The sequence below is a fragment of the Nocardia sp. NPDC050717 genome (genome assembly GCF_040654275.1).
Taxonomy (GTDB): domain Bacteria; phylum Actinomycetota; class Actinomycetes; order Mycobacteriales; family Mycobacteriaceae; genus Nocardia.
The window spans coordinates 268,170-294,038 of sequence record NZ_JBFAHR010000002.1 but is presented as its reverse complement, the minus strand read 5'-3'; the positions used below and the strand labels follow the sequence as shown (position 1 = coordinate 294,038).

Below are 25,869 nucleotides of genomic sequence, written 5' to 3'. Positions count from 1 at the left end.
TGACGCCCCCGCTCGATTCCGCAGCCACTCCCGCACCACATGCCACGCCGTCCCGCAGCGTGGCCCCGGTGGCACTGGTCGACCTCCGCCCCCGCGAGGTCGAGGAACTCCGCTACCCCGCCACCAGCGTCCTCGTGTTCGCCGGCGTGCCGGGTGCGGGCAAGTCGACCGCGTTACACCGCTTCTTCGCCGTCGGCCCCGACGCCGAGCGGCCGGTACGCACCGCCTCGGGCGCGCTGGTGCTCGACTCGAATCACACCCGCAACCGGCTTCGGCATCGACTCGGCGCCGTGCCGTATCCGCTGTGGCGACCGCTGGTCCACTTCGCGCACTACCGCGCGATCCGCGCGGCCCTGCGCACCGCCGACGGTCCGGTGGCGATCCACGACTGCGCGACCTTCGGCTGGAGCCGCAGGCTGATCGTCCGGTGGGCCGGGCAGGGTCGCCGCGAAGTGCACATGGTGCTGATCGATGTCCCGGCCACACAGGCCAGGCACGGCCAGATCACCCGGGGCAGGCGCGTGAACAGCATGGCGTTCACCGCGCACTGCCGCCGGTGGGACCGGATGATGCGCTCGCTCGACGCGGGCGAGGCCGGCTCGGCGCCGCTGGCGGCGGCTTCGGTGGCGATCGTCGACCGGCGGACGCTCAGCGCCGTCCACCGCATCGCCTTCGACCCGGCCTGAGCCGACGCTCCCGGGCACCGGCACTCGGATACGCCACGAACGGTGCCTCACAGTCGGGGCTCGGCGCACGAGACGACGGGCACCGAGCCGGAGGCCGGCCGAACGGCACCGTCCCCTACGGCACCAGCACGGTCAACGCGCCGGGCATCGCCTGCACCGTGACCGGCAGCATGCCCGCGGGTTCGCCGTCGGCCGTGGCGTAGCCGCCGTCGGCGGTGACGGTGATCCGGCGGGCGCGGTAGCGCCTGGTCGACGGATGATCGATGCGCTTGCCCGCCGAGAGCGCTGGCAGCAGCCGCGCCATCTCGAGCCGGGAGACCGCGCCGACCACCGTGACGTCGAGGTAGCCGTCGTCGGCGAGGGCGTCGGGGCACACCAGCATGCCGCCGCCGTAGGTGCGGGTGTTGCCGATCGGGGCCATCACGGCGTCGGTGTGGATCACCGTGTGCTCGCCCTCGGGGTTGTCCAACGCGCCCGGCGCCAGGCCGGACAGCTCGATGGTGAACGGCAGGGTGTAGCCGCGCATCAGCTCGGCCACGGCCGCCACGGTATAGCGCAGCGGACCGCGCGGATAGCGCATCTTGTTGGCGCGCAGGGTGACTCGCGCGTCGAAACCGGTGCCGACGACGGTGGCGAACCAGGTGGGTGTGGCGTAGGTGGATTCGATCCGGCCCAGGTCGATGTGGCGGACCCGGCCGCGCAGCACGATGTCGGTGGCCGCCTTCGGGTCGCCGGTCGGGATGCCGAGCTCCCTGGCCAGGTCGTTGCCGGTCCCGGCGGGCACGAGGCCCAGCGGCACCGTACTGTGCGCGACCGCGTTGAGCAGCACATTCATCAGCCCGTCGCCGCCGACGCAGAGCACCGCGTCGGGCCTGCGCAGTTCGCTGCTCACCGCCGCCCTGACCTGCTCGACCGATTCGGCCGCGCTCGGCGCCCGCACCTCGGCCACCTCGACGCCCTGGGCCAGCAGCCGGTCCAGGACGGCGTCGGCGACGCCGTCGCCACGACCGGCACCCGAGTACGGGTTCGTGACGACGAGCACCCGCCGCACCGAAAGTTCACTCATGGCACCAGCTTTCCAGGATTCAGGATGCCCGCGGGGTCGAGTTCACGCTTCACCGCGCGCAGCACCCGCACCCCCAGGTCGCCGATCTCGGCCGACATCCACGGCCGGTGGTCGGCGCCGACGGCGTGGTGATGGGTGATGGTCCCGCCCGCCGCGACGATCGCGTCGCCCGCCGCGGACTTGGCGATCCGCCACTGCGCGATCGGATCGTCGAGTTGCTTGGCCACGACGGTGAAGTAGAGCGACGCACCGGTGGGATAGGTGTGCGAGATGTGGCACATCACCAGGGCGGGTGTGCCCTGGGTACCGAGCGCGTCGGTGAGCGCGCCGGTGACCTTCACCTTCAGGTTGCCCAGATTCGCCCAGGTGGTGGCGGTCTCCAGGGTCTCGCAGAGCACGCCGACGTCGAGCAGGGCGTCGCGCAGGTAGGGCGCGGCGAAGCGGCCGTGTTCCCACTGCCGGGCGGGCGCCTCGCCGAGCGCGGTGCCGCCTGCCGCGGCGAGCAGCCCGCTCGCCTCCAGCGCGCGGGCGGCGACGTGCGCCTCGGTGCCCTCGTAGGTGGTGATGGCCAGGCAGCCCGAGACGGGCTCGCCGCCGACATCGGCGGAGCGGGCCAGGTTCAGGCCGGTCTCGGCCTCGTCGGACAGGCGCAGCACGGTGGGCGCCGCGCCGGTCTGCACGAGCGCGCGCAGCGCGGCCGCGCCGGTGGCGAAGTCGGGGAATGACCAGGCCTGGTACGCAACGGTTTCCGGCACCGGATGCACCCGCACCGTCACCGCCGTGATGATGCCGAGCGTGCCTTCGGAGCCGACGAACAGCTCGCGCAGGTCGGGACCGGCCGCCGAGGCCGGGGCGCGTCCGAGCTCGACGGCGCCCTGCGGCGTCGCGACGCGCAGCCGCTCGACCATGTCGTCGAACCGGCCGTAGCCCGCCGAGGCCTGCCCCGAGGACCTGGTCGCCGCGAAGCCGCCGATGGTGGCGAATTCGAAGCTCTGCGGGAAGTGCCCGAGCGAGAGCCCGTGCGCGCCGAGCAGTTCCTCGGCCTGCGGCCCGGTGAGACCGGCGCCGAGGGTGGCGGTGCCGCTGACGGGGTCGACGTCGGTGAGCGTGTCGAGCCTGCGCAGATCGAGCGCGATGACGGTGGCGAACCGCCCGCGCACCGGGTCGAGCCCGCCGACCACGCTCGTGCCGCCGCCGAACGGGACCACGGCGACGCCGTGCTCGGTGCAGTAGGCCAGCAGGGCGAGGACCTGCGCGTGATCGGCGGGGAAGACGATGGCGTCGGGCGCGTCCTGCGGACCGTCGGCGCGGCGGCGCAGCAGATCGGGCGTGCTCTTGCCGCCCGCGTGTCGCAGCCGGTCGACATCGGCGGTGGTGAGATGTTCGTCACCCACGATGGCGGCCAGACCAGCGCGAGTGGCCGGAGTGAGAGTGGTGGGGCGCAGCGGCACGTCGCCCTCGTCGCGACGCGCCACCGGCTCGCCCGAGATCCCGAACACCTGCGTGAGCAGGCCGCGGATCTGCGCCGACAGCGGCTGGTGTCCGGCGGGGACACCCCAGGCGTCCCACACCATACTCGGCCGCGCCGTGGCGGTGCCGGACTTTTCGGGTTGCATCTCGACCATGCGTTACATTCTGACATATAGTGTCAAGCAGTAACCAACAGATAGGCCCCCGCTGGCCCGCTCGATACCCTTGGGCGTCCCAGCTCGACCACGACGCCGGATCGGGGCGTCGCCGACACCCCGGGGTGAAGCCACGATGACCGAACTCGCGACCCAGACCGCCGAGCAGCTCTCGCCCACCGATGTGGCGATCCTGGATGCCACGCGGGCCTGCGTCGTCGATTTCGGCGTCCGGCGCACCACGCTCACCGAGGTCGCCCGCCGCGCCGGCGTCAGCAGGCCGACGGTCTACCGCCGCTGGCCCGACACCGGCTCGCTCATCGCCGAACTGCTCGTGCGCGAACTACGCACGATCGTCGGCGAGACGATGCCCGATGTCGGCCTCGGCCGGGACCGGCTGGTGCGCGGCATCGTGGCGGGCGCGGCGGCGATCAGGGCGAACGCGGTGTTCGCCAAGATCTTCCGCACCGACACCGACCTGATGCTCACCTACGTGTTCGGCCGGTTGGGACGCAACCAGCGCACACTCATCGAGCTGTTCACCGCCGCGATCCGCCTCGGCCACGAGGACGGGTCCATCCGCGCCGGTGACGCCGAGCAGATGGCGACCATGTTGCTGCTCATCACCCAGTCCGCGGTGCAGTCCGCGGGCACGGTGGAGCCGCTGCTGGCCGGTGCGCGGTTCGACGCGGAGTTGTCGAGGGCGATCGAGGGTTACCTGCTCCCGCTACGCGAGAAGGACTGTGATGACTCCTGATTCGAATTCCGCCCTCGACGCCACCCGCCGCGCCGCCGAACTGCGCGCCCTCGGCGAACGGCCCGAGGTCGACGTGCTGGTGATCGGCGGCGGCGTCACCGGCGCGGGCGCCGCGCTCGACGCGGCCGCGCGCGGGCTGCGCGTCGCGCTGGTCGAACGGGCCGATTTCGCGTTCGGCACCAGCCGCTGGAGTTCGAAACTGGTGCACGGCGGCCTGCGGTACCTCGCGAGCGGCCGGGTCGGCATCGCGCACGAGAGCGCCGTCGAGCGCGGCGTCCTGCTGCGCACCACCGCACCGCATCTGGTGCGCCCGCTCCCCCAGCTCGTGCCGCTGCTGCCGGGGATCAAACCCACCCAGAGTTCGCTCATCCGCGCGGGATTCGCCGCCGGTGACGCCCTGCGGGTGGCGGCCCGCACCTCCGCCGACACCCTGCCGCGCTCACGCCGGGTCACCGCCGCGGAGGCGCTGCGCCTGGCGCCGACGGTGCGCCGGGCCGGGCTGCGCGGCGGCCTGCAGGCCTGGGACGGTCAGCTCGTCGACGACGCGCGCCTGGTGGTCGCGCTGGCGCGCACGGCCGCCGCCGCGGGCGCCACGGTGCTGACCCGCGTCGAAGCCGTTGCCGCGACCGGCGATTCGGTCGAGCTGCGCGACATCACGACCGGCGAGACCCTGACCGTGCGTGCCCGCGCCGTGCTCAACGCGACCGGCGTCTGGGCTGGCGAGCTCGACCGCAGTATCGAGCTGCGCCCCAGCCGCGGCACCCACCTGGTGTTCGACGCCGCCGCGTTCGGCGGCCTGAGCGCCGCGCTGACGGTCCCGGTACCCGGCAGCATCAGCCGGTTCGTCTTCGCGCTCCCGGCGGCGCACGGCCGGGTCTACCTCGGCCTCACCGACGAGGACGCCCCCGGCCCGATCCCCGACGAGCCGCAGCCGACCGAGGACGAGATCGACTTCCTGCTCGACACGATCAACACCGCTCTGCGGGAACCGCTGACCCGCGCCGACATCCGCGGCCGCTTCGCCGGCCTGCGCCCCCTGCTGAAGACCGCCGAGGACAGCACCGCCGACATCTCCCGCGAGCACGCGGTGCTCACCTCCCCCGACGGCGTGATCACCGTCGTCGGCGGGAAGCTGACCACGTATCGGCAGATGGCCCAGGACGCCGTCGACGCGGCCGTCGCGCACGCCGGGCTGGCCGCGGGCCCGTGCCGGACCACCACGTTGCCGCTGGTCGGCGCCGTCGCCGGGGCCGCCCGCGACCGCATCGACGCGCCGCCGGTGCTCATCGAGCGCTACGGCAGCGAGGCGGGCCACATCGTGTCGGCGTGGCTGGCCGATCCCACCCTGCGCGAACCCGTCGCCCCCGGCATCGACGTCACCGCCGCCGAGTTCGACTTCGCCATCACCCACGAGGGCGCGCTCACCGTCGACGATCTGCTCGACCGCCGCACCCGTATCGGCCTGGTCCCCGCCGACCGCGCCGCCGCCCTCCCGGCCGCGGAGGCGGCCTTCGCGCGGTCCGCTGTCAGCAGCTGACCCACCGAGTCGCCGGGCCGTTTTCGGTGGCGCCCGTACACCGTCCGGCCCACGGGCCCGCGCGAAACCGCGAGTCAGCGTGGACCCGCACAGCCCTCGCGCGCGCCGGGCGACTGTGCCGAGCCGCCCCGACTACGCCGCGACGTGCTTCAGCCGTCGATCCACGTGGCCAGCTCGGCGCGCATGCAGGCGCGTGGCCATTCGTCGAGGCCGTGGGCGATCTCGGCGGCGCGGATCGCGCGCAGCTCGGGCGTCTCCTCGCCGACGGGAATGTAGGTGAAGCCGAGGCGCGCGTAGTACGGGCCGTTCCACGGGACCTCGGTGAAGGTGGTGAGGGTGATCTCGTGCAGCCCACGGTCTTTCGCCCAGCGCACGGCGTGGTCGATCAGGCGTTTGCCGACGCGCAGGCCGCTGTGGGCCGGGTCGACGGAGACCTGGTCGATGTGCGGCTGCCCGTCGACGAGTCCGAGCACCAGGTAGCCGATCGGGTGATCGGTCTCGTCCGGCCACACCCAGGCGCGCTCGGCGACGAGGTACTCCCGCAGGGTCTCGACGGCCGGTGGTTCGTCCTCGGCCACCGCGACCATCCCGATCTCGGCGAACGGCGCGCCGGCACGGCACTCGATTTCGCGCAGCCGCTCGATGTCGTCCTCGCGGGCGGGCCGGATCGGGCCGCCGAGCAGCCGCGGCCGCGTGGTCTCCGGCTTCATCGCGCGCCCACCGGGGTGGCGACCACGCCGTTGAGCAGCGCCCGCAGCGCCCACCGGGCCCTGGCGTCGCCGTCCCCGCCGAGCAGCTGCGCGCGCAGCGCGACCAGGGTCGGGTAGCGCTCGGCGGGCAACGCGTCGAACCGGCGGCCGATCTCGGCGATGTAGCGCGCCTCGCCTGCCCCCGTGTGGTGGGCGGACTGTTCGGCGGCCGCGGCGGTGAGATGCAGGTAGATCAGGTCGACGGCCCAGGCCGCGGTCGCCGGGTCGAGCCCGCCCGCGCGCAGCAGCGCGAGCAACTGCTCGACGAGGACGAGCGCGTGCTCGGTGGCCGGGATCCTGCCGAACCCGACGAGGGCGAGGCCCTCGTGCCTGGCCAGCGCGTCGACGGTGTCCTCGACGAGGAGGGTCAGGCGCTCCCGCCAGTCGCCCTCGGTGGGCGTCGGCACGGTGGACAGGACGTGGTCGAACATGCCGGTCATCAGGTCGTCGCGGTTGGCGACGTAGACGTAGAGGGAGGCGGCGCCGGTGTCGAGCTCCTTGGCGACCCGGCGCATGGTGAGCCCGGCCATGCCTTCGGCGTCGAGGACGCGCAGACCGGTCTCGAGCACGACCTCGCGGCTCAGCGGTGCCTTCGCCGGTCTGGCCCGGCGACTGACGGGTGCGGCGTTCATGCGCCGATCATACGCAGCCCACGAACGACGTTTGGCACGAACATTGTTCGCGGGCACAACCCTCATCCCCGGCCCGGCGGGGATCTATGCTGGCAAAGGCCAGCCCGACAAGGAGGCAGTGATGCGCGCGCATTCGTCTACCGTGGCCATCGTGCCCGGTACCGGGATCGTCGCCCGATTCGGCGACGTCGTCATCTATCTCGCCGGGGAGACCCCGTCCACCGATCGACTACTCGGCGCCGTCGAGACCGTCGCACTCAGCACCGCGGCGTCCGCGCCCGGCGCGGCCCTGGCCCAGCGCCTGGCCGGTGTCGTCTTCGGCGGCGCGTCGGCGCCGCCGCCGTTCGGCGTCCTCGCGCCCACCGCCGACGGGATGCTGATCCTGTTGCGCGGCGCGGTGATCGCCGAGGTGTCCGGCGCCGAGGGCAACCGCAGGGTGGCGGGCGACCGCGCCTTCACCTGGGTCGACGAGATCATCCGCGAACCGGTCCGCCGGATCGCGATCGGCGCCGAGATGGCCGATCCCACCAGCGCCAACCCCCGTACCGATCTGCGCGCCGGCATCGTCACCGGCAACGGGTTCGTGCTCACCATGGGCCGCAAGCGCAATCCGGCGCCGCGCCGCGTGGAGACCATCGACGAACCGGCGCCGACCGAGGCCACCGGGTTCCGCGCGCTGCGCGCGCCCGCGGGGCGTGCCGAGGACGGCGGGTCCCGCCCGCCCACGGCCGGCCTGCAGGTGAGCACCGAGTCGCCGGGCCCCGCCACCGGATTCGTGCCGTCCGCCGACGCGGGCAGCCCCGACGGGGAAACGGTGAGCACCGGTGCGCGACCCACCACGATCGAGGGCGAGACCGTCAGCACCGGCCCGCGCAACTCCCCCGCCACCAGCGCTCCCCTGGCCTGGTCACAGGCGCTGGACGCCGCGAAACTGGCCGAGCCGGTCGCGCTGGGAAAGTCCGGGCAGACCAGCCCGCGCGGCGCCCTGGTCACCGAGGACGGGCTCAGCTATCCGCTGGACCGCTCCTATGTGCTCGGCCGCAACCCCTCCGGTGACGAGTCGGTGCGGGCCGCCGCCGCCACACCGATCCTGATCGAACGGGATCGGCTCGTCTCCCGGGTCCATGCCTTCGTCGCCCCCGAGCGAGGCAAGGTGTTCGTCCGGGAGGCCCCCGCCACCTCCGGCACGTTCTTCGCCGCCCCCGATTCCGAGCGCTGGTCGCGCGTCGGCACGCTGCCCATCGAGCTCCAGCCGGGCTGGCGCCTGCGGATCAACGATTTCCTGCTCACCTACTGCGTCTGAACCCCTGCCGGGGCCGAACTGTCCCGACGCCCGTGGCGTGCACGCTGTGCGTCCACGGGCGTCGGATCGCTGGTCGGCTCAGGCCTCGAGGGCGTCGAGCAGCGCCGCGCGCTGGCGGGCACCGAGCCCGCCGATACGACGATCCTCGGGGATCTCGGCCTGATCCATCAACTTGGCCGCCTTCACCGGACCGACGCCCGGCAACGCCTTGATCACCGCGGCCACCTTGGTCTTCTTGACCAGGTCGTCGCTGTCGGCCTTCTTGAGCAGATCGGCGACGGTGACCTTGCCCTCCTTCACCTTGCCGATCAGTTCCGAGCGCGCCTTGCGCACGGCAGCCGCTTTGGCCAACGCCTCGGTGCGCTGTTCGGCGGTCATCGTAGGCAGTGCCATGTCTCCTCCGCTTCCACTCGTCACTCGAACATCTGATTGACGGACCGAGTAAACAGCACCCGAACGGCGGCACCAGTCCGACACACCGCGAGGATACGCCGATGAGTTTTGCGCGCCGGGCCCGTCGTTACGGGTGAACGCCCTGCAAGACGGACCAAACGGACGTAACACCTGGCCCGCCGGGCGCGACACATCAGCAGAAGCACCACTCGGGATCAAGGTTCAACGGCGAACCACGGAGGATCAACGACGCTCCTCGAACCCGGGCGCGACCGTCACCGACGATCGTCACCGTGTCCCCGGTGCTCCGCGAAAACAGCTACACAGTTGTGCGCCAGAGGTTTCCGCCTCGCCATGGCGACGGGGAAATTCGGCCCGCGGTTGTGCTCGCGACGGTGCGATGCGCAAGAATGACGCGACCCGGCGAACCCTGAGCTGTCTGGAGTTGCGATGCGCGAGGAACACCCGCTCGATAACGAGGTCGTCGCACTGCCCGTGCGGGTGGAGCGCGCCCGTCGGCGCATCGAGTACCAGTCCGACCCGGCGCTGACCGACGCGCTGTCCGAGGACGAGTTGCGCGCCGAGCGGGAGCTGGCCGAGAAGATCCGCACCTACGAGCGCGATCAGCGCTGGAAGCAGATCAAGGCCGCCTCCACCCATGCCGACCGCCTGCGCGAGACCACGGCGGCCATGGAGCGGGCCGAGATGGCCGACCTGATGCTGGCCCGCAAGGCCATGGCCGCACAGCGCCGCGAATCGAACCCGCGCGCCCGGCTGGCCTCGCTCTACCAGCACCGCACCTGGTCGCTGCGCGCGCTGGCGGGCGTGGTGATCGCGGGCATGCTCTGGTCGGCGGTGAACGTGCAGCACAACATCGCCCCCGGCGGCCCCGGCGACCCGCTCTACTGGGCCAGTTTCGGCCTGGAGGCGATGATCAGCGTCTGCCTGATCATCATCATGATCGGCACCACCCGCGTCGCCGAGTGGGGCGTGATGGGCAACCGCACCCAGGTCCTGGTCGCCGAACTCTTCCTGCTCACCCTCACCATCGCGCTCAACACCTACCCGCACCTGAGCTCGGGCAACTGGTACGACGCCGCGGTCCACGCCGTGGCCCCGGTGATGATCGGCGTCGCCCTGATGATCCACAACGCCGCCAGCGCCCGCTACAGCACCGCCATCGCCCGCGCCTCCGCCGACATCCCCGCCGACGAGGAGGAAGACATGCTCGCCGCCGCCCCCTCCTTCCGCGAGAACTAGTCCGGCCACACGAAAAGGCCCGTCCGCTTCGGCACTGAGCCGAGAGGACGGGCCTTTCTCGCGTGCGGGTGCGCTACGCCGACTTCTCGCGGCGCTCGGTGCGCTGGGTCTTGCGGGGGACGATCGTCGGGAGGACGTTCTCGGTGACCGTGTCGGCGTTGACGACCACCTTGGCGACGTCGTCGCGGCCGGGGATGTCGTACATCACCGGGAGCAGGACTTCCTCCATGATGGCGCGCAGGCCGCGGGCGCCGGTGCCGCGCAGGATCGCCTGGTCCGCGACGGCCTCGAGGGCGTCGGTGGTGAACTCCAGGTCTACACCGTCCATCTCGAACAGCCGCACGTACTGCTTGACCAGGGCGTTCTTCGGCTCCGAGAGGATCTTGACCAGCGAGTCCTTGTCCAGGTTCGTCACCGAGGCGACGACGGGCAGGCGGCCGATGAACTCGGGGATCAGACCGAACTTGATCAGATCCTCGGGCATCACGTCGGCGAAGTGGTCGTCGGTGTCGACCTCGGCCTTGGAGCGGACCTCGGCGCCGAAACCGATCCCGCGGTGCCCGGTGCGGTCGGAGATGATCTTCTCCAGGCCCGCGAAGGCGCCCGCCACGATGAACAGCACGTTGGTGGTGTCGATCTGGATGAACTCCTGGTGCGGGTGCTTGCGACCACCCTGCGGCGGCACACTCGCCTGGGTGCCCTCCAGGATCTTCAGCAGCGCCTGCTGCACACCCTCGCCGGAGACGTCACGGGTGATCGAGGGGTTCTCGCTCTTGCGGGCGATCTTGTCGACCTCGTCGATGTAGATGATGCCGGTCTCGGCGCGCTTGACGTCGTAGTCGGCGGCCTGGATCAGCTTCAGCAGGATGTTCTCGACATCCTCACCGACGTAGCCCGCCTCGGTGAGCGCGGTGGCGTCGGCGATGGCGAACGGCACGTTCAGCATCTTCGCCAGCGTCTGCGCGAGGTAGGTCTTGCCGCAGCCGGTGGGGCCGAGCATCAGGATGTTCGACTTGGCCAGCTCGACGGTCTCGCCGCGCGCGTCGCGGCCCTTGTCGCCGGCCTGGATGCGCTTGTAGTGGTTGTACACCGCCACCGCGAGGGTGCGCTTGGCCGTGTCCTGGCCGATGACGTAGTTCTCCAGGAAGTCCCGGATCTCCGAGGGCTTGGGCAGCTCGTCGAGCTTCACCTCGCTCGACTCGGCCAGCTCTTCCTCGATGATCTCGTTGCAGAGGTCGATGCACTCGTCGCAGATATAGACCCCGGGGCCCGCAATGAGCTTCTTGACCTGCTTCTGGCTCTTTCCGCAGAACGAGCACTTGAGCAGATCGCCGCCGTCTCCGATGCGCGCCATCTCGTAGGTCCCTACTTCCTTGTCCGAGTGCGACCGTCGTCCCCGATTGGGCCGGAAAATACGTTTCGGTGCCGTCAATCAGAGCAATGGTCCCTGAGTCGACCGTACCTGCTGTGCGCGAGAGAGGTCGACAACTCGCGCATGTTTCTGTGAAGGGTTGTGCGGGTTCTCACCATTGTGAGGCCCACGGTGGAAAAAAGGTGGGCCCGCCGCCCAGATCAGGCGACGGGCCCGGGCGTGTCACTTCTGTCCGCTGAGCTTCCGGTAGTCGAAGACCTGATCGACGATGCCGTAGTCCTTGGCCTCCTCGGCCGTGAGGATCTTGTCGCGGTCGGTGTCCTTGCGGATCTGCTCCTCGGTCTTGCCGGTGTGGCGCGAGAGGGTGACCTCCATCAGGCGGCGCATCCGCTCGATCTCGGCGGCCGCGATCTCGAGGTCCGACACCTGGCCCTGCACACCGCCCGAGGACGGCTGGTGGATCAGCACGCGGGCGTTGGGCAGCGCGGCGCGCTTACCCGGCGCACCGGCGGCCAGCAGCACGGCCGCGGCCGAGGCGGCCTGGCCGAGGCAGACCGTCACCACGTCGGGGCGCACGTACTGCATGGTGTCGTAGATCGCCATCAGCGCGGTGAACGAGCCACCGGGCGAGTTGATGTACATGGTGATGTCGCGGTCGGGGTCCTGGGACTCCAGCACCAGCAGCTGCGCCATGATGTCGTTCGCCGAGACGTCGTCGACCTGGTTGCCCAGGAAGATGATCCGCTCCTCGAACAGCTTGTTGTACGGGTCCGAGGTCTTGACACCGAACGACGTCTGCTCGGTGAACTGCGGCAGGATGTAGCGCGACTGCGGATTCGCGGCGGCAGCGCCACCGAGGCCGCGCGGGTCGATCAGATTGGCCATCTTTGTCTCCAAGCTTGTCTCGAGTGGGTGGGGCGCGGTGGCGCTACTTCGCCTGGTTCGCGTGGGCGACCACGTGGTCGATGAAGCCGTACTCGAGGGCTTCCTTCGCCGTGAACCAGCGGTCGCGGTCCGCGTCCTCGGTGACCTGCTCGACGGACTTGCCGGTGTGCTGGGCCTGCAGCTCGTTGAGCTCACGCTTGGTGTGCGCGAACTGCTCGGCCATGATGGCGATGTCGGCCGCCGAACCACCGATGCCCGCCGACGGCTGGTGCATCATGATCCGGGTGTGCGGCAGCGCGAAACGCTTGCCCGGGGTGCCCGCGGTGAGCAGGAACTGCCCCATCGAGGCGGCCAGGCCCATGGCGACGGTCTTGATGTCGCACTCGGCGAACTGCATCGTGTCGTAGATCGCCATACCCGCGGTGACCGAGCCACCCGGGGAGTTGATGTAGAGCGAGATGTCCTTGGTGGGATCCTCGGCCGAGAGCAGCAGGATCTGCGCGCACAGCTTGTTGGCGATGTCATCGTCGACCTGGGTGCCGAGGAAGATGATGCGCTCGCGCAGCAGCCGCTCGTACACCGAATCACTGAGGTTGAGACCAGCAGTAGCGGCTGTCATGACCCCTGCCTGGTTGATTGTCACGGATACCTGCCTTCTCTTCTCACCGATTGCTTACGGCCTACGGTTCGTCGTCACAAACACTAACGAAGCAGGGCGGCACCGAACTCCCGGTACCGCCCTTCTTCGCTCACAGCGCAATCCAAGCACCCCATGCGGGGAACCGGTCACACCGGCATCTCAGAACTTATTCGGCGGCGGCCTCGACCTGTTCGGTCTCGGCGGAATCCGCGGGGTCACCGAACATTTCGGTGGTGTCGACCACGTTGCCGTCGGAGTCGGTGACCTTCACCTGACCGACGACACCGGCCAGCGCCTTGCCGCGGCGGACGTCGGCGAACACCGCGCCGAGCTGACCGGCCTGCTGCACCTGCTGGATGAACTGCTCCGGAGACATGCCGTAGCGCTGGGCCTGGAACAGGATCCGCTCGGTCAGCTCCTGCTGGCCGACCTGGGTGCCCTCGGCCTCCGCGATGGCGTCGAGCAGCAGCTGGGTCTTCACCGACTTCTCGGCGGCTTCCTGGGTGTCCTTGTCGAACTCCTCGCGGGAGGAGCCCTGCGCCTCGAGCGCCTCGGCCAGCTTGGCCTCGTCGTGGTCGAAGCCGTGCACGGCGTCGTGCAGCACCGCGTCGACCTCGGCCTTGACGACGGCCTCGGGCAGCGGGACCTCGACGGTCTCGAGCAGGGTGTCGAGCACCTTGTCGCGGATCTGGCCTGCCTGCTCGACCTTCTTGGAGCGCTCGACGCGGCCCTTCAGGTCTTCCTTCAGCTCGTCGATGGTGTCGAATTCACTGGCCAGCTGGGCGAACTCGTCGTCGGCCTCGGGCAGCTCGCGCTCCTTCACCGACTGCACGGTGACGGTGATGACAGCTTCCTTGCCCGCGTGCTCGCCCGCCACCAGGGTGGAGGTGAACTCGGCCGACTCGCCCGCCTTCAGGCCGGTGACGGCCTCGTCCAGGCCCTCGATCAGCTGACCCGAACCGACCTCGTGGGACAGGCCGGTGGTGGCCGCCTCGGGGACGTCCTCGCCGTCGACGGTGGCCGAGAGGTCGATCGACACGAAGTCGCCGTCCTGCACGGCGCGCTCGACACCGGTGAGGGTGCCGAAGCGCTGACGCAGCGAGGTGAGCTGCTGCTCGATGTCGGCGTCCTCGATGGTGAAGGAGTCGACGGTGACCTCGAGGCCCGAGTAGTCCGGCAGCGCGATCTCGGGGCGCACGTCGACCTCGGCGGTGAACGCCAGCTCGTCGCCGTCCTCGATCTTGGTGATCTCGATCTCGGGCTGGCCGATGACCTTCACCTCGGTGGCCTGCACGGCCTCGGCGTAGCGCGCGGGCAGCGCGTCGTTGACGACCTGCTCCAGCACGGCGCCGCGGCCGACGCGGGTCTCGATCAGCTTGGCCGGGGCCTTGCCGGGACGGAAGCCGGGGATGCGGACCTGCTGGGCCAGCGCCTTGTACGCCTTGTCGAAGTCGGGCTTCAGCTCCTCGAAGGGCACCTCGACGTTGATCCGGACCCGGGTCGGGCTCAGCTGCTCGACGGTGCTCTTCACGGACATGCTCCTTGGTTCGTAGTTCGTTGGTGTCCCCGCATGGGGCGACGCGCCCTTGGTCGGTGCGGCGCACGCATCCCGACCAGGGTAGTTGACCGGCTTTGCGGTCGTGTAATCGGCGGTTGTCCAGCCGGCGGGCTAGCCGCCGACCTGCACCGCGTCGGTGACGAAGACCAGCGTCTCGTTCGGCGCGACGCCGTTGCCCCCCGAGCCGTAGCCGAGCTCCGGCGGCACGATCAGCAGGCGCCGGGCGCCCTGCTGGACCCCGAGCAGGCCCTGGTCCCAGCCCTCGATGACCTGGCCGGCCCCGAGGGTGAGGCCGAACGGCTTGCCGCGCTTGAAGGAGCTGTCCAGGGTCTGCTTGTCCGACCAGGTCACCAGCGCGTAGTTCATGGTCAGCGGCTGGCCTGCCGCCGCGCCGGGACCGTTGCCCGGCACCAGGTCCTTGACGATCAGTGTCTTGGGCGGGTCGCACGAATCGGGGATGGTGATCTCCGGCGCGTCGCCGAAGCCGCCGTCGACCTTGATGTCGTCCGCGGTGCACTCGCGGCCCTTGCTCGCCGTCGGCGCGCCCGCGGCGGCACTGGTCGTCGACGACGACGTGCTCGCCGAGTCGGTGTCCGAGCCGCAGGCCGCTGTCGCGATCGCGGCGGCCGCGACGAGTCCGATGCCGAAAATCCTGCCGAGAGAATGCATGGCCCGCACAGTAATGGACTGCGCGCGGGGCGCGGAGTACCGGCACGGCGGTAGGCTCGGCGGTGCGTTTCCGCACCGGTGGCTCCGGATGTCGAACGGCGCCACGGGCATGTCCCGCGGCGCGCGGCGCCGCAGCTCACCGATGGCGAGGAGAGTTCCGCGATGACCAGCGATCTCGAACGCGATACCGCCGCCGACACCGTGGGCGGCGGTGAGGGCGAGACCATCGCGCCCGAGCCCTACGTCCTCACCGAGGCACCGGGCCCACTGACCCGTCCTGAGCTCGTCGCGGTCGACACGTGGTGGCGGGCGGCCAACTACCTGTCGGTCGGCCAGATCTATCTGCTGCGCAATCCGCTGCTGCGCGAACCGCTGCGCGCCGAGGACGTCAAGCCGCGGCTGCTCGGACATTTCGGCACCGTGCCCGGCCTGAATCTGGTGTGGGCGCACGCGAATCGGGTGATCCGGAACCGCGGCCTGCACGCCGTGTTCGTGGCGGGCCCCGGGCACGGTGGGCCGGGCCCGAACGCCTGCGCGTGGCTGGAGGGCGCCTACGCCGAGCTCTACCGCGACATCCCGCGCGACGAGGCGGGCATGCGCAGGCTGTTCCACCAGTTCTCCTTCCCCGGTGGCGTGCCAAGCCACTGCGCGCCGGAGACCCCCGGGTCCTTCCACGAGGGCGGCGAACTGGGCTACAGCCTGCTGCACGCCTACGGTGCCGCGCTCGACCATCCCGACCTGACCGTGTTCTGCGTGATCGGCGACGGCGAGGCCGAGACCGGGCCGCTGGCGGGCAGCTGGCACGCGAACATGTTCCTCAACGCGGGCCGCGACGGCGCCGTCGTGCCGATCCTGGCGCTCAACGAGTACAAGATCGCCAACCCGACCATCTTCGCCCGCATCCCCGAGGCCGAGCTCGTCGAGTTGCTGCGCGGATACGGATACCAGCCGATCGTGGTCTCCGGCTCCGATCCCGCGCAGGTGCATCAGGACATGGCCGCCGCGATGGACAGCTGTCTGGCGCAGATCGCCCGGTTCCAGCGCGCCGCCAGGGAAGACGGTGACACCTCCCGCCCCCGCTGGCCGATGATCGTCCTGCACACGCCCAAGGGCTGGACCTGTCCCCCGGTGGTGGACGGCGAACGGGTGGAGGGCACCTTCCGCGCGCACCAGGTGCCGCTGCCCGCGGCCCGCACCAACCCCGAACACCGGCGCGTGCTGGAACAGTGGCTGCGGTCGTATCGGCCCGACGAACTGTTCGACGAGACCGGCGCGCCGGTGCCCGAACTGCTCGCCCAGATCCCCGAGCGGCCGATGAGCCTCGATCCGGTGGCCAACGGCGGCCTGCTGGTCCGCGATCTCGACCTGCCCGACTGGCGCGAGTACGGCGTCGAGGTCGAACGGCCCGGCGCGGGAACGCACGAGGCGACCAGGGTGCTCGGCGGCTGGCTGCGTGATGTGACCGCGCGCAATCCCGGCAACTTCCTCACCTTCGCGCCCGACGAGCTGGTCAGCAATCGCCTGCAGGACATCCTCGAGGTGACCGGCCGCGACTGGCAGGCCGAGGTCGGGCGCTGGGATGTCGACCTGTCGACGAGTGGACGCGCGGTGGAGGTGCTCTCCGAGCACATGTGCCAGGGCCTGCTCGAGGGCTATCTGCTGACCGGCCGCCACGGCGTGTTCACCTGCTACGAGGCGTTCATCCACATCGTCGACGCCATGTTCAACCAGCACGCCAAGTGGCTCGACGCCAGCCTGGCGGTGCCGTGGCGACGCCGGATCCCCAGCCTGAACTACCTGCTCACCTCGCACGTATGGCGCCAGGACCACAACGGATTCACCCACCAGGACCCGGGTTTCCTCGACGTGGTGACGAACAAGAGCCCCGAGATCGTGCGCGTGTACCTGCCGCCGGACGCCAACACCCTGCTGTCCACCTACGACCACTGCCTGCGTTCGCTGCACTACGCGAATGTGGTGGTGGCGGGCAAACAGCCGGGGCCCGACTGGCTTTCGGTGTCCGAGGCCGCGCTGCACTGCGCTCGCGGCGTCGGGATCTGGGAATGGGCCTGTCATCACGACGAGCTCGGCAGCACGCCCGATGTGGTGCTGGCATGCGCGGGCGACATCCCCACCCTGGAGACGCTGGCCGCTGCGGCGATCCTGCGCGATCGGCTGCCCGAGCTGCGGGTGCGGGTGATCAATGTCGTGGATCTGATGCGGCTGCTGCCCGCCGAGGAACATCCGCACGGGCTCTCCGACGCGCATTTCGACACGCTGTTCACCACCGACGCCCCGGTGATCTTCGCCTTCCACGGCTATCCCTGGCTGGTCCATCGGCTCACCTACCGGCGCGCCAATCACGCCAACCTGCACGTGCGCGGATACAAGGAGAAGGGCACGACCACCACGCCCTTCGACATGGTCATGCTCAACGACCTGGACCGCTTCCACCTGGTGCTCGACGTGATCGACCGGGTGCCCGGCCTGCGCGCGCGGGCGGCGGGGCTGCGCCAGGAGATGGTCGACGCCCGGCTGACGGCGCGGCGCTGGACCAGGGAGCACGGCGAGGACATTCCCGTCGTCGCGGACTGGGTCTGGCCCGAGGCCGTGATCCCGGCGGTGACATAACGCGGTTGCGGCGCGGGCCGCGCCTGCACGACGATGGACCCGATGACCGAGCCCCGCCCCCTCGACGCGCTCCCCCGCGACCGCCGCGACCTCACCGGACCGTTCGACGTCATCGGCGATGTGCACGGCTGCGCCGGCGAGTTGATCACCCTGCTCGGCGAACTCGGCTATCACCTCGACCGGGACGAGCACGGCCGCGCCGTGGGCGCCACCCATCCGGCGGCCAGGACCGCGGTGTTCGTGGGCGATCTCGTCGACCGCGGGCCCGACACTCCCGGGGTGCTGCGCCTGGTGATGGGCATGGTCGCCGCGCGGACCGCCCTGTGCGTCACCGGGAATCACGACGACAAGCTGGTGCGCGCCCTCGACGGCCGCAACGTGCGGATCGCGCACGGTCTGGAACGCTCGCTGGCCCAGCTGGCCGAGGAGGACGCCGAATTCCGCGGCACCGTCCGGGCTTTCCTGCACGCGCTGCCGAGCCACTACCTGCTCGACGGCGGCAGGCTGGTGGTGGCGCACGCGGGGCTGCCGGAGAGCCTGCACGGCAGTACCTCCGGGCGGGCCAGATCGTTCGCGCTCTACGGCTCCCCCACCGGGGACTACGACGAGTACGGCTTCCCCATCCGCTACGACTGGGCCAGGGACTACCGCGGCGCCGCGACCGTCGCGTACGGGCACACCCCGGTCACCGAACTGACCTGGGTCAACAACACGCTGTGCCTGGACACCGGCGCGGTGTTCGGCGGCGCGCTCTCGGCGCTGCGCTATCCGGAGATGAGCACGCTGTCGGTCCCCGCCGAGCAGGTCTGGAGTGAGCGCGCCGGCATCACCCCGACCGGCTGACGGCGCCGGGATCGTCGCCGAATCGTCAACTCGACACTCCGCGCCCACCGGCCGCGACCTGCCCGAACGGGCTTACCATCGGCACCGGACGACCCGACTCGCCGTTGAGGAGAGGTTCATGCGCCGTACATTGCTCGCACTGTCCGTGCTCTGTCCCCTGGTCGGCGCCGGAGTGGCGGCCGCCGAACCGGTACCGCCCGGCTCCGGAACCCTGTCCATCCACACCTTCACCGGTCGCGAGCCGATGCCGGTCAACCGGGCCGATGTCGCGGTGACACCGTGCGGCGCGAATCAGGTGGTCGCCACCGTGGTCAGCGGCGCCGACGGCCGGGCCGACACGACGCTGCCCGCGGGCTGCTACGAGGCCGTGGTCGCCAAGGTGCCCGGTGGCTGCGCACTGGCCGACGAGGCGCCGGTGCGCGTGACGGTGGCGGTGGGCAAGGAGGCCGAGGCCGGATTCCGTTTCCGCTGCGCCTGATTCAGCGGCAACCGCGCAGCGCCGCGAGGTCGATCGCCTCGGCCATCGCGCGATAGCCCGCCGCGTTGGGGTGCAGGTTGTCCGGTCCCGCGTAGCGCGCGTCGAGCACCGAGGGGCGGGCGGGATCGCGCAGGGCCGCGTCGAAGTCGAGCACACTGTCGGACAGGCGCTGGCTCCGGATCCAGGCGTTGATCCGCTGCCGGACCGGTTCGGCGTAGGGCAGGGTGAGCATGCCGTCGGCCAGGGCGTTGTCGGCGGGCAGCAGTGTCCCCAGATGCACCGCCAGACCTTCCGCGTGCAGCCGATCGATGATGCGGACATACCCGGCGACGACCTCGTCGTAGCTCGCGCCGATCGGAATGCCGAGATCGTTGATGCCCTCGAGGACGAGCACATCGGTCACCCCCGCCTTGTCGATCACGTCCCGCTGCAGCCGGGCCTGCGCGGCGGGCCCGAACTGCGGGATGAATCCGTCCCGGGTGACCCGGTTTCCGGAGATGCCCGCGTTGAGCACGCTGAACGGCAGGCCCGCCGCGTCGATGCGGCGCTGCAGGAAGTCGGGGTAGCGCACATCGCGGTCGACCACTCCGGGGTCCTGGGGCGTGCCGAGCAGGTTGGCCGAGACGTAGCCGTCGGTGATCGAGTCGCCGAAGGCCACGACCGTCGCCACCTCGGGCCCGGCCTGCACGTCCAGTCCCGAGACCAGCGGCACGGCGGTGGTGCTCAGGCGCAACGCGGCGCCGCCGGGATCGGTGGTGCTGTCGCCGGCGAACGGGAGGCTGTAGTAACTGGTGGCGTTGCCGTTGAAGTGTTCGGTGGGCAGCACCGCCAGACCCGGCACGTGCACGCTCACCGCGAGCGGCGCGAACGCGTCGACCTCGAGTTCGATCGGGTCGCTGAGCACGTCACCGAATGCCGGGATGCTGACCGCGCGCGCACCGCCGAAGGTGACGGTGCGCAGCGCATCCGCCCGCACGGCCGCCCCCGCGGTCTGCGGCGCCACGGTGACATGTCCGATGTCCATCGAGACGGGCCTGGTCCGGTTGGTGAGATGGACCCGCGCGACGGAACCGCCCCGGTGCGGGGTGATCACAACGCGATAGGTCTGGTCCGACACCGACAGCTGCGGGATCAGCGCGGGGTCGGCGGCACTGAGCGAATCGGAGGGAGCGGCCATCCAGCTGCCCACCCAGGGCGAGGTGCCGCACTCCGCCGGTGCCCCCGCCGCGACCGGCGCGCCGCCGACGAGTGTTCCCGCCATGACCGCAGCCGCTCCGGCGATCGTCGTCCAGCTACCCACCGCGCACACTCCCTCACCCGACATCAGTACCGGCGGTAACAGTAAAAGTTGGCGGCACGAGGAGTGGCGAAACAACGAAATCGGCTCGCGCCAGAGGGTTTTCGGCGGACCGCCACCCCCGAACGGGCAGGCGCCGCCCAGCCCGCCGCGCGGGTGAACAGGTGATGATGGTCGGGGTGACAGGATTTGAACCTGCGACCCTCCGCTCCCAAAGCGGATGCGCTACCAAGCTGCGCTACACCCCGAGGCCTCGCAGGCTGCGACGCCGTCGAGGGAATTCGTGTTTGAGCGGGTGACGGGAATCGAACCCGCACCATCAGCTTGGAAGGCTGAGGTTCTACCATTGAACTACACCCGCAGGCATACGACATCGATGGGATCGCCACGATGTCGTGTGCGCCACGACTGTACCGAATCCCGCGCGCGAAACGCCAATCCGCCCCCGGGCGAGCCGGGCGACGCACCCCTCCCACGGTGACGACACCCGCGGGACGATGCCCGATTAGGGCCTAATGACTCTATGCACCGAATCCCGCCGGCGGACACGATGGTGGGCACGCGTCTCGGGGGAAACCGGCGCTCGCTCCACCGGGGGAATAAATAGGAGTTTTTTCCTTGAAAACCTGCCGCGGGGGCGGCGCGTAGGCCACCATGAGATGGCGCGTGACGGATCGAGCACCATCGTCACGATCAGCCCCCGTGCCAGGAGGAAACCGCATGGCGAACCAACGCCCCCCACCGCGAGACGGGCAACACGCTGCACGTTTCGGTGCTCCCAAAATTTTTTCGGGAAATGTGTAACGCCGGAGCTTCCGCAGCGATGTCATACCCGATCGCCATTCGCGAGAGGCCTGCAACGCGTTCTATATCGCGACTTTTAGGTCTCGGGTGGCTTGCTAGGATCCTTTTTGCCGGACGGGGGTATCTGGAAAGGGGGCGGTGAGCGTGTGCCGAACTCGGTGGACTCAACCGCGTAGCAGTGCGAACGATCGAGGTGGCAAGACCGTCGCCACCTTCCGCCGGTGATCTCGATGACTGTCCACATCGAGCCACCGGTCGCCGCGATGGCCCGCGCCTGGGCTCGCGCGGTGTGCGCCGAACCGGGTTCCTCCACGGCGCCGCACCAGCTGGAGCCGGTGCTCGTCGAGATCGTCGAGCGGCTGCTCCACCTGGCCAGGACCGAACCGTTCCCGGTGCCGCAGGCGCGCATGCTCGGCGCGCGGCTGGCCGAGGCGCCCTTCGAACGAACCAGGATGCTGGCGCACGCCACCCGCTGGCTGCTCGGCTTCCCCTCCGGCGTGCCGGGTTCGCTGGTCGCTACCCGCTGGCCGCTGGTGGCCAGCCAGGCCATCGACAGCTACGCGCAGGCGCTGCAGGAACGCGCGCTCGCGCAACAGGAACAGAACATCTCGGCGAAAGTGTCGCTGCGCGTTCAGGAGATCGCCGCGCTGCAGCACCGCTTGCGCCACGAGGCGACCCACGACGCGCTCACCGATCTGGCCAACCGCACGCTGCTGCAGGAACGAGTCAGGGCCTTCGCGGCCGACCCGACCCGCGGCGTCGGCGTCCTGGTGGTCGACCTGGATCGGTTCAAGCAGATCAACGATGGCTACGGACACGCGATCGGCGACGAGGTCCTGGTCGAACTGGCCAACCGGCTGCGCGAGGTGTGCCCGCCTGACACGGTGATCTGCCGGTACGGCGGCGACGAGTTCGTGGTCGCGGCCAATCCGCGCCGGGACACCCTCGGCGAGCTGGCCCACCGCGTGGTCGCCGCCCTGCGCGACCCGGTGTGGTCGAGCGCGGGGCCGGTCCCGGTGTCGGCCAGCGTGGGCACGGCGTTCTGCGCGCCGGGAAAGACGTGCGATTTCACCGACCTGCTGCGTCGCGCCGACCGCGCGATGTATTCGGCGAAATCCGCGGGCGGGCGGCGTTTCGCGCTCGCCGAATCGGGCGACCCGGAACTGGGAACCGCGGTCGCGGGCTGAGTCGGATCGCGAAGCCTGCACTTCGCGGTCCGGCTCAGTCCTCTGCGGTACTCGACGCCCCCGGCGCACCACCGGCCCGGCCGGTCAGTGCGGCTGACAGGTGGGGCACCAGAACAGATTTCGGGCGTCCATGACCTTGTGGACGATCGGGGTGGCGCACACGCGGCAGGGTTCGCCCTGGCGACGGTAGACATAGGTGCGGGGGCGGTCCTTGGCGTAGGACGGCGCACCGGTGTCGTGTTCGGGCCGGACGACGTGCATGCGGCCGGTGGCCACGCCGATCGGCATCAGGTCGACGAGATCGGCCCACAGCGCGTCCCATTCGGCGGCGGTGATCGCGGTACCTGGCCGGAACGGTGAGATGCCGTGGCGGAACAGCACTTCCGCGCGGTACACATTACCGACGCCGGCGATGATCGACTGGTCCATCAGCAGCGCGCCGATCGCCCTGCGGGACCGCCGGATTCGCGCACCGGCGCGTTCGTGATCGGCATCGGGCCGCAGCGGGTCCGCGCCCAGCCGCGCCACCAGGGCGTCGACCTCGCCGGGGTGGAGCACCTCGCACGCGGTCGGCCCGCGCAGATCGGTCCCGAACTCGGTGGCGGCGCCGATCATCCGCATGCGCACCTGCCCGACGGGCGGCCCCATCGGCAGCTCGGCCTCGCTGAACGTGCCGTACAACCCGAGGTGCACGTGCACGGTGAGCCCGGAGTCGTAGTGGTGCAGCAGATGCTTGCCGACGGCCTCGGCCCGGTCCAGCACCCGCCCGTCCACCAGCGCGGCGCCCTCGGCGAAGCGGCCCTGCGGACTCGAAATCCGCACAGCGCCACCGGAGAACCGCTCCTGGTGCAGGCGGGCGATGCGATGAAGGGTGTGCCCCTCAGGCAAGGAACACACCCTTCCCGACACTCATGGAGTGCTTACTCAGTACGCGGGGACCTCGGGGGCCTCGCCGGACTTCTCGTAGTCGGCGAGGATGTCGATGCGGCGCTGGTGGCGCGGCTCCTCCGACCACGGCTGGGCGAGGAAGGCGTCGACGATGGCGAGCGCCTCCGCGGTGGTGTGCATGCGGCCGCCGATGCCGATCAGCTGGGCGTTGTTGTGTTCGCGGGCCAGCTTGGCGGTCTCGACGCTCCAGGCCAGGGCACAGCGGGCGCCGGGGACCTTGTTGGCGGCGATCTGCTCGCCGTTGCCGCTGCCGCCGAAGACCAGGCCGAGCGAGCCCGGGTCGGCCACGGTGCGGCGGGCCGCCTCGATGCAGAACGCGGGGTAGTCGTCGAGAGCGTCGTATTCGAGGGCGCCGCAGTCGACGACCTCGTGTCCGGCCTCCTGCAGATGGGCCTTGACGTGATTCTTCAGTTCGAAACCGGCATGGTCGGCACCCAGGTAAACGCGCATGGCTGCGATTGTGTCAGGCGCCTTTAGAGTCGTTTCATGCACCCGCACGAACCGCATTCCCCGCATTCGGCAGGTCCACCGCCCGAGCATGCGGGCAGGCCCACCGACGCGGCGCCGTCGCTGGACAAGGGCACCGACGACACCCCTCCCCCGCCCGCGCAGCCGGGACCAGCGCCGTCACCCTGGGCCCAGCCCGGCCCGCCGACCGCGGGCTTCCCGGTCGCGCCGACCGGTTCGTACGCGCCGGTCCCGCAGTACCCCGGCCCCTATCCGCCGGTGGCGCCGGGACACTACCCGCCCGGCGGACCGCCGATCCCGCCACAGCGTCAGCCGCGTGGACTGTCGCCGTTCGGGATGCCCGCGCGGCATGCGTGGGAGGTCCCGCTGCTCGTGGTGGTGATCATGGTCACCGCGGTCGCGTACCTGCTCGTCACGCTGATCCTGCTGGTCGAGTTGTTCGCGGCACCGGTCCTCGACGAACAGGGTCAGCCGATCGACAACGGGTCGATCCTGACCAGCCCGTACGTGCTGCTGCTGATGTTCGCGCCGGTGCTGCTGTGGATCGGTCGTGGTCTCAACTACGCCACTCAGCGGATCAACGGCGTGAAGATGTCACCGACGCAGTTCCCCGAGGGGTACCGGATGGTGCAGGAGGCGGCGGCGCGGTTCGGGATGAGCAAGGTGCCCGACGCCTACGTCGTGCTCGGCAACGGGCAGATCAACGCGTTCGCGTCCGGGCACGGGTTCCGCCGCTTCGTCGTGGTCTACAGCGACCTGTTCGAGATCGGCGGCGCCGCGCGCGATCCCGACGCGCTGGCCTTCATCATCGGCCACGAGGTGGGGCACATCGCCGCGGGGCATGTGTCGTACTGGCGCCAGCTCGGCATGTTCGTGGCGCCGTGGTTGCCGATCCTCGGGTCGTCGCTGATCCGCGCCCAGGAGTACACCGCCGACAACCACGGCTTCTGCAATCGGCCCCAGGGTGCGCCCGGTGCGATGGGGACGCTGGCCGCGGGCAAATATCTCAACGCGCAGGTCGGCTTCGACGAGATGGCCGATCGCGCGGCCGTCGAGAAGGGCGGCTTCGTCTGGCTGGTCAACGCGATGGCCAGCCATCCCGTACTGACCTGGCGGATGTGGGCGCTGCGCGACCGCAGCAGGCACGGCCCGATGTTCTGGCGGCCGAGCGCGCCCCACCCGGGCATGATCCCGCCCCCGGCCGGCTACCCCGTCCAGACCGGTCCGCCTGCCCTGCCACCGCGCTGACACCCACCCGCCACGGTTTTCGGCCGCCGCGCGAGGTCACGAGGCCGAAAACCGCGGCGCCGGCCGCTAATCGAACACGGGCTCTTCGGTGCGCGTGCGCTTGAGTTCGAAGAAGTGCGGGTAGGAAGCGAGCGCGACCACGCCGTCGAAGACCCGGCCCGCTTCCTCGCCGCGCGGGATGCGCGAGAGCACGGGACCGAAGAACGCGACACCGTTGACGTGGATGGTCGGGGTGCCGACGTCGGGCCCCACCTTGTCCATGCCCGCGTGGTGGCTCTTGCGCAGCGCGGCATCGAATTCCGGGTCGGCCGCGGCCGCCGCGAGCTCGGCGGGCAGATCCAGTTCGGCCAGGGCGTCGTCGATGATCGCGGCGAAGGTCGCTTCGGCGCTGTCGCGCTCGTACTCGGCCCGCCGATTGTGGAAGCGGGTGCCCAGCGCGGTGTAGAGCGCGGGCAGGATCTCGTCGCCGTACTTCTCCGCGGCCGCGATGGCGACCCGGACCGGGCCCCAGCCCACCGACATCAGTTCGCGGTACTGCTCGGGCAGGTCACGGCCCTCGTTGAGCACCGAAAGGCTCATCACGTGGAAGTTGGCCTCGATGTCGCGTACCTGCTCGACCTCGAGGATCCAGCGTGAGGTGATCCAGCACCACGGGCACAGCGGATCGAACCAGAAATCGACGACGTCCTTCTTCGTGGCTTGATCGCTCACGAGCATGTTCCTCTCGGGTCACAGTGGGCAGGCCGCGATGCCCCGCCGGTTGGTGCAACCGCGGCACGCGCGGAATCGTTCCCGCGCGGGCCGTGGCGCACTAGGCTCGACGACGAGGAGTC

General features: G+C 70.5%; 24 protein-coding genes and 2 tRNA genes. 10 read left to right on the top strand and 16 right to left on the bottom strand.

What is annotated here, in order from left to right; all coding sequences use genetic code 11:
- The first annotated feature begins 68 nt into the window (after positions 1-68).
- Positions 69-686, top strand: a complete 618-nt coding sequence (locus tag AB0H56_RS07415) for an AAA family ATPase (protein ID WP_357158639.1) — start codon at positions 69-71, stop codon at positions 684-686.
- A gap of 115 nt (positions 687-801) precedes the next feature.
- Here AB0H56_RS07415 and AB0H56_RS07410 read toward each other — a convergent pair whose 3' ends face one another.
- Together AB0H56_RS07410 and AB0H56_RS07405 are read right to left on the bottom strand one after the other, a co-directional pair.
- Positions 802-1,752, bottom strand: a complete 951-nt coding sequence (locus tag AB0H56_RS07410; RefSeq protein ID WP_357158636.1) for a YegS/Rv2252/BmrU family lipid kinase — start codon at positions 1,750-1,752, stop codon at positions 802-804.
- On the bottom strand, positions 1,749-3,377 hold the full coding sequence (locus tag AB0H56_RS07405; RefSeq protein ID WP_357158633.1) for an FAD-binding oxidoreductase: 1,629 nt from the start codon (positions 3,375-3,377) through the stop codon (positions 1,749-1,751). Before AB0H56_RS07405 ends, AB0H56_RS07410 begins: the two co-directional genes overlap by 4 nt.
- 136 nt (positions 3,378-3,513) lie before the next feature.
- Between AB0H56_RS07405 and AB0H56_RS07400 the strand changes: the two genes are divergently transcribed.
- Together AB0H56_RS07400 and AB0H56_RS07395 are read left to right on the top strand one after the other, a co-directional pair.
- Positions 3,514-4,134: a helix-turn-helix domain-containing protein gene (locus tag AB0H56_RS07400; RefSeq protein WP_357158630.1), complete on the top strand. Its 621-nt coding sequence runs from the start codon at positions 3,514-3,516 to the stop codon at positions 4,132-4,134.
- Complete coding sequence (locus AB0H56_RS07395) at positions 4,124-5,671, top strand: glycerol-3-phosphate dehydrogenase/oxidase (RefSeq protein WP_357158627.1); 1,548 nt, start codon at positions 4,124-4,126, stop codon at positions 5,669-5,671. Before AB0H56_RS07400 ends, AB0H56_RS07395 begins: the two co-directional genes overlap by 11 nt.
- Positions 5,672-5,820: 149 nt before the next feature.
- Here the strand turns inward: AB0H56_RS07395 and AB0H56_RS07390 are convergent, their stop codons facing one another.
- Together AB0H56_RS07390 and AB0H56_RS07385 are read right to left on the bottom strand one after the other, a co-directional pair.
- On the bottom strand, positions 5,821-6,381 hold the full coding sequence (locus AB0H56_RS07390) for a GNAT family N-acetyltransferase (RefSeq protein ID WP_357158625.1): 561 nt from the start codon (positions 6,379-6,381) through the stop codon (positions 5,821-5,823).
- Entirely contained in the window at positions 6,378-7,052 is a 675-nt protein-coding gene (locus AB0H56_RS07385; protein ID WP_357158622.1) for a TetR/AcrR family transcriptional regulator C-terminal domain-containing protein, read from the bottom strand. The genes AB0H56_RS07390 and AB0H56_RS07385 overlap by 4 nt, the downstream gene beginning before the upstream one ends.
- A gap of 121 nt (positions 7,053-7,173) precedes the next feature.
- On the opposite strand from AB0H56_RS07385, the gene AB0H56_RS07380 reads away from it, so the two are divergent.
- Complete coding sequence (locus tag AB0H56_RS07380) at positions 7,174-8,355, top strand: FHA domain-containing protein (protein ID WP_357158620.1); 1,182 nt, start codon at positions 7,174-7,176, stop codon at positions 8,353-8,355.
- 78 nt (positions 8,356-8,433) lie between these two features.
- Here the strand turns inward: AB0H56_RS07380 and mihF are convergent, their stop codons facing one another.
- Positions 8,434-8,748, bottom strand: coding sequence for an integration host factor, actinobacterial type (gene mihF, locus AB0H56_RS07375; protein ID WP_019045768.1), 315 nt, complete (start codon positions 8,746-8,748; stop codon positions 8,434-8,436).
- A 450-nt stretch (positions 8,749-9,198) separates the two neighbouring features.
- On the opposite strand from mihF, the gene AB0H56_RS07370 reads away from it, so the two are divergent.
- Positions 9,199-10,008, top strand: a complete 810-nt coding sequence (locus AB0H56_RS07370; RefSeq protein ID WP_357158617.1) for a hypothetical protein — start codon at positions 9,199-9,201, stop codon at positions 10,006-10,008.
- 73 nt (positions 10,009-10,081) lie between these two features.
- On the opposite strand, the gene clpX is transcribed toward AB0H56_RS07370, so the two are convergent.
- The 5 genes from clpX to AB0H56_RS07345 all read right to left on the bottom strand — a co-directional run bounded on the left by clpX (position 10,082) and on the right by AB0H56_RS07345 (position 15,132).
- Positions 10,082-11,362, bottom strand: a complete 1,281-nt coding sequence (gene clpX / locus AB0H56_RS07365) for an ATP-dependent Clp protease ATP-binding subunit ClpX (RefSeq protein ID WP_357158615.1) — start codon at positions 11,360-11,362, stop codon at positions 10,082-10,084.
- A gap of 240 nt (positions 11,363-11,602) precedes the next feature.
- The gene (locus tag AB0H56_RS07360; RefSeq protein WP_110039493.1) at positions 11,603-12,265 is read right to left on the bottom strand and encodes an ATP-dependent Clp protease proteolytic subunit; all 663 of its coding nucleotides are present in this window, start codon (positions 12,263-12,265) and stop codon (positions 11,603-11,605) included.
- 43 nt (positions 12,266-12,308) lie between these two features.
- Positions 12,309-12,884 (bottom strand): ATP-dependent Clp protease proteolytic subunit, encoded by a 576-nt coding sequence (locus AB0H56_RS07355; RefSeq protein ID WP_110039492.1) that lies wholly within the window; start codon positions 12,882-12,884, stop codon positions 12,309-12,311.
- 187 nt (positions 12,885-13,071) lie between these two features.
- Positions 13,072-14,436: a trigger factor gene (gene tig / locus AB0H56_RS07350; protein WP_110039618.1), complete on the bottom strand. Its 1,365-nt coding sequence runs from the start codon at positions 14,434-14,436 to the stop codon at positions 13,072-13,074.
- 138 nt (positions 14,437-14,574) lie between these two features.
- On the bottom strand, positions 14,575-15,132 hold the full coding sequence (locus AB0H56_RS07345; protein ID WP_357158610.1) for an FKBP-type peptidyl-prolyl cis-trans isomerase: 558 nt from the start codon (positions 15,130-15,132) through the stop codon (positions 14,575-14,577).
- A 162-nt stretch (positions 15,133-15,294) separates the two neighbouring features.
- Between AB0H56_RS07345 and AB0H56_RS07340 the strand changes: the two genes are divergently transcribed.
- The 3 genes from AB0H56_RS07340 (at position 15,295) to AB0H56_RS07330 (ending at position 19,084) form a co-directional block, all read left to right on the top strand.
- Positions 15,295-17,763, top strand: coding sequence for a phosphoketolase family protein (locus tag AB0H56_RS07340; protein ID WP_357158608.1), 2,469 nt, complete (start codon positions 15,295-15,297; stop codon positions 17,761-17,763).
- A gap of 42 nt (positions 17,764-17,805) precedes the next feature.
- On the top strand, positions 17,806-18,606 hold the full coding sequence (locus tag AB0H56_RS07335) for a metallophosphoesterase (protein WP_357158605.1): 801 nt from the start codon (positions 17,806-17,808) through the stop codon (positions 18,604-18,606).
- 118 nt (positions 18,607-18,724) lie between these two features.
- Positions 18,725-19,084 (top strand): hypothetical protein, encoded by a 360-nt coding sequence (locus AB0H56_RS07330; RefSeq protein WP_357158602.1) that lies wholly within the window; start codon positions 18,725-18,727, stop codon positions 19,082-19,084.
- Position 19,085: 1 nt separating this feature from the next.
- Here AB0H56_RS07330 and AB0H56_RS07325 read toward each other — a convergent pair whose 3' ends face one another.
- From AB0H56_RS07325 to AB0H56_RS07315, 3 genes are all read right to left on the bottom strand, one after another.
- Positions 19,086-20,384: a GDSL-type esterase/lipase family protein gene (locus AB0H56_RS07325; protein ID WP_357158599.1), complete on the bottom strand. Its 1,299-nt coding sequence runs from the start codon at positions 20,382-20,384 to the stop codon at positions 19,086-19,088.
- Between the two features lie 168 nt (positions 20,385-20,552).
- Positions 20,553-20,629: transfer RNA gene (locus AB0H56_RS07320), tRNA-Pro, on the bottom strand.
- Between the two features lie 42 nt (positions 20,630-20,671).
- Positions 20,672-20,742 (bottom strand) — tRNA-Gly (locus AB0H56_RS07315).
- Positions 20,743-21,415: 673 nt separating this feature from the next.
- Here AB0H56_RS07315 and AB0H56_RS07310 point away from each other — a divergent pair.
- Complete coding sequence (locus tag AB0H56_RS07310; protein WP_110039617.1) at positions 21,416-22,372, top strand: GGDEF domain-containing protein; 957 nt, start codon at positions 21,416-21,418, stop codon at positions 22,370-22,372.
- A gap of 84 nt (positions 22,373-22,456) precedes the next feature.
- Here the strand turns inward: AB0H56_RS07310 and AB0H56_RS07305 are convergent, their stop codons facing one another.
- Together AB0H56_RS07305 and AB0H56_RS07300 are read right to left on the bottom strand one after the other, a co-directional pair.
- On the bottom strand, positions 22,457-23,260 hold the full coding sequence (locus AB0H56_RS07305; protein ID WP_357158596.1) for a DNA-formamidopyrimidine glycosylase family protein: 804 nt from the start codon (positions 23,258-23,260) through the stop codon (positions 22,457-22,459).
- A gap of 36 nt (positions 23,261-23,296) precedes the next feature.
- Positions 23,297-23,770 carry a ribose-5-phosphate isomerase gene (locus AB0H56_RS07300; RefSeq protein WP_232997335.1) on the bottom strand — a complete coding sequence of 158 codons (474 nt, stop codon included), beginning with the start codon at positions 23,768-23,770 and terminating at the stop codon, positions 23,297-23,299.
- 36 nt (positions 23,771-23,806) lie between these two features.
- Between AB0H56_RS07300 and AB0H56_RS07295 the strand changes: the two genes are divergently transcribed.
- Positions 23,807-25,036: a M48 family metallopeptidase gene (locus tag AB0H56_RS07295; RefSeq protein WP_357158593.1), complete on the top strand. Its 1,230-nt coding sequence runs from the start codon at positions 23,807-23,809 to the stop codon at positions 25,034-25,036.
- A 66-nt stretch (positions 25,037-25,102) separates the two neighbouring features.
- Here AB0H56_RS07295 and AB0H56_RS07290 read toward each other — a convergent pair whose 3' ends face one another.
- Positions 25,103-25,753 (bottom strand): disulfide bond formation protein DsbA, encoded by a 651-nt coding sequence (locus AB0H56_RS07290; RefSeq protein WP_357158590.1) that lies wholly within the window; start codon positions 25,751-25,753, stop codon positions 25,103-25,105.
- Positions 25,754-25,869: the final 116 nt, after the last annotated feature.

Bases quoted from the DNA above. Each gene is read 5' to 3' on its own strand.
- clpX (WP_357158615.1), bottom strand. From the start codon at position 11,362: ATGGCGCGCATCGGAGACGGCGGCGATCTGCTCAAGTGCTCGTTCTGC.
- AB0H56_RS07385 (WP_357158622.1), bottom strand. From the start codon at position 7,052: ATGAACGCCGCACCCGTCAGTCGCCGGGCCAGACCGGCGAAGGCACCG.
- AB0H56_RS07395 (WP_357158627.1), top strand. From the start codon at position 4,124: ATGACTCCTGATTCGAATTCCGCCCTCGACGCCACCCGCCGCGCCGCC.
- AB0H56_RS07300 (WP_232997335.1), bottom strand. From the start codon at position 23,770: ATGCGCGTTTACCTGGGTGCCGACCATGCCGGTTTCGAACTGAAGAAT.
- AB0H56_RS07410 (WP_357158636.1), bottom strand. From the start codon at position 1,752: ATGAGTGAACTTTCGGTGCGGCGGGTGCTCGTCGTCACGAACCCGTAC.
- AB0H56_RS07390 (WP_357158625.1), bottom strand. From the start codon at position 6,381: ATGAAGCCGGAGACCACGCGGCCGCGGCTGCTCGGCGGCCCGATCCGG.
- AB0H56_RS07400 (WP_357158630.1), top strand. From the start codon at position 3,514: ATGACCGAACTCGCGACCCAGACCGCCGAGCAGCTCTCGCCCACCGAT.
- AB0H56_RS07295 (WP_357158593.1), top strand. From the start codon at position 23,807: ATGCACCCGCACGAACCGCATTCCCCGCATTCGGCAGGTCCACCGCCC.
- AB0H56_RS07380 (WP_357158620.1), top strand. From the start codon at position 7,174: ATGCGCGCGCATTCGTCTACCGTGGCCATCGTGCCCGGTACCGGGATC.
- mihF (WP_019045768.1), bottom strand. From the start codon at position 8,748: ATGGCACTGCCTACGATGACCGCCGAACAGCGCACCGAGGCGTTGGCC.
- AB0H56_RS07340 (WP_357158608.1), top strand. From the start codon at position 15,295: ATGACCAGCGATCTCGAACGCGATACCGCCGCCGACACCGTGGGCGGC.
- AB0H56_RS07330 (WP_357158602.1), top strand. From the start codon at position 18,725: ATGCGCCGTACATTGCTCGCACTGTCCGTGCTCTGTCCCCTGGTCGGC.
- AB0H56_RS07405 (WP_357158633.1), bottom strand. From the start codon at position 3,377: ATGGTCGAGATGCAACCCGAAAAGTCCGGCACCGCCACGGCGCGGCCG.
- AB0H56_RS07355 (WP_110039492.1), bottom strand. From the start codon at position 12,884: ATGACAGCCGCTACTGCTGGTCTCAACCTCAGTGATTCGGTGTACGAG.
- AB0H56_RS07360 (WP_110039493.1), bottom strand. From the start codon at position 12,265: ATGGCCAATCTGATCGACCCGCGCGGCCTCGGTGGCGCTGCCGCCGCG.
- AB0H56_RS07290 (WP_357158590.1), bottom strand. From the start codon at position 25,753: ATGCTCGTGAGCGATCAAGCCACGAAGAAGGACGTCGTCGATTTCTGG.
- AB0H56_RS07335 (WP_357158605.1), top strand. From the start codon at position 17,806: ATGACCGAGCCCCGCCCCCTCGACGCGCTCCCCCGCGACCGCCGCGAC.
- AB0H56_RS07310 (WP_110039617.1), top strand. From the start codon at position 21,416: ATGACTGTCCACATCGAGCCACCGGTCGCCGCGATGGCCCGCGCCTGG.
- AB0H56_RS07345 (WP_357158610.1), bottom strand. From the start codon at position 15,132: ATGCATTCTCTCGGCAGGATTTTCGGCATCGGACTCGTCGCGGCCGCC.
- AB0H56_RS07370 (WP_357158617.1), top strand. From the start codon at position 9,199: ATGCGCGAGGAACACCCGCTCGATAACGAGGTCGTCGCACTGCCCGTG.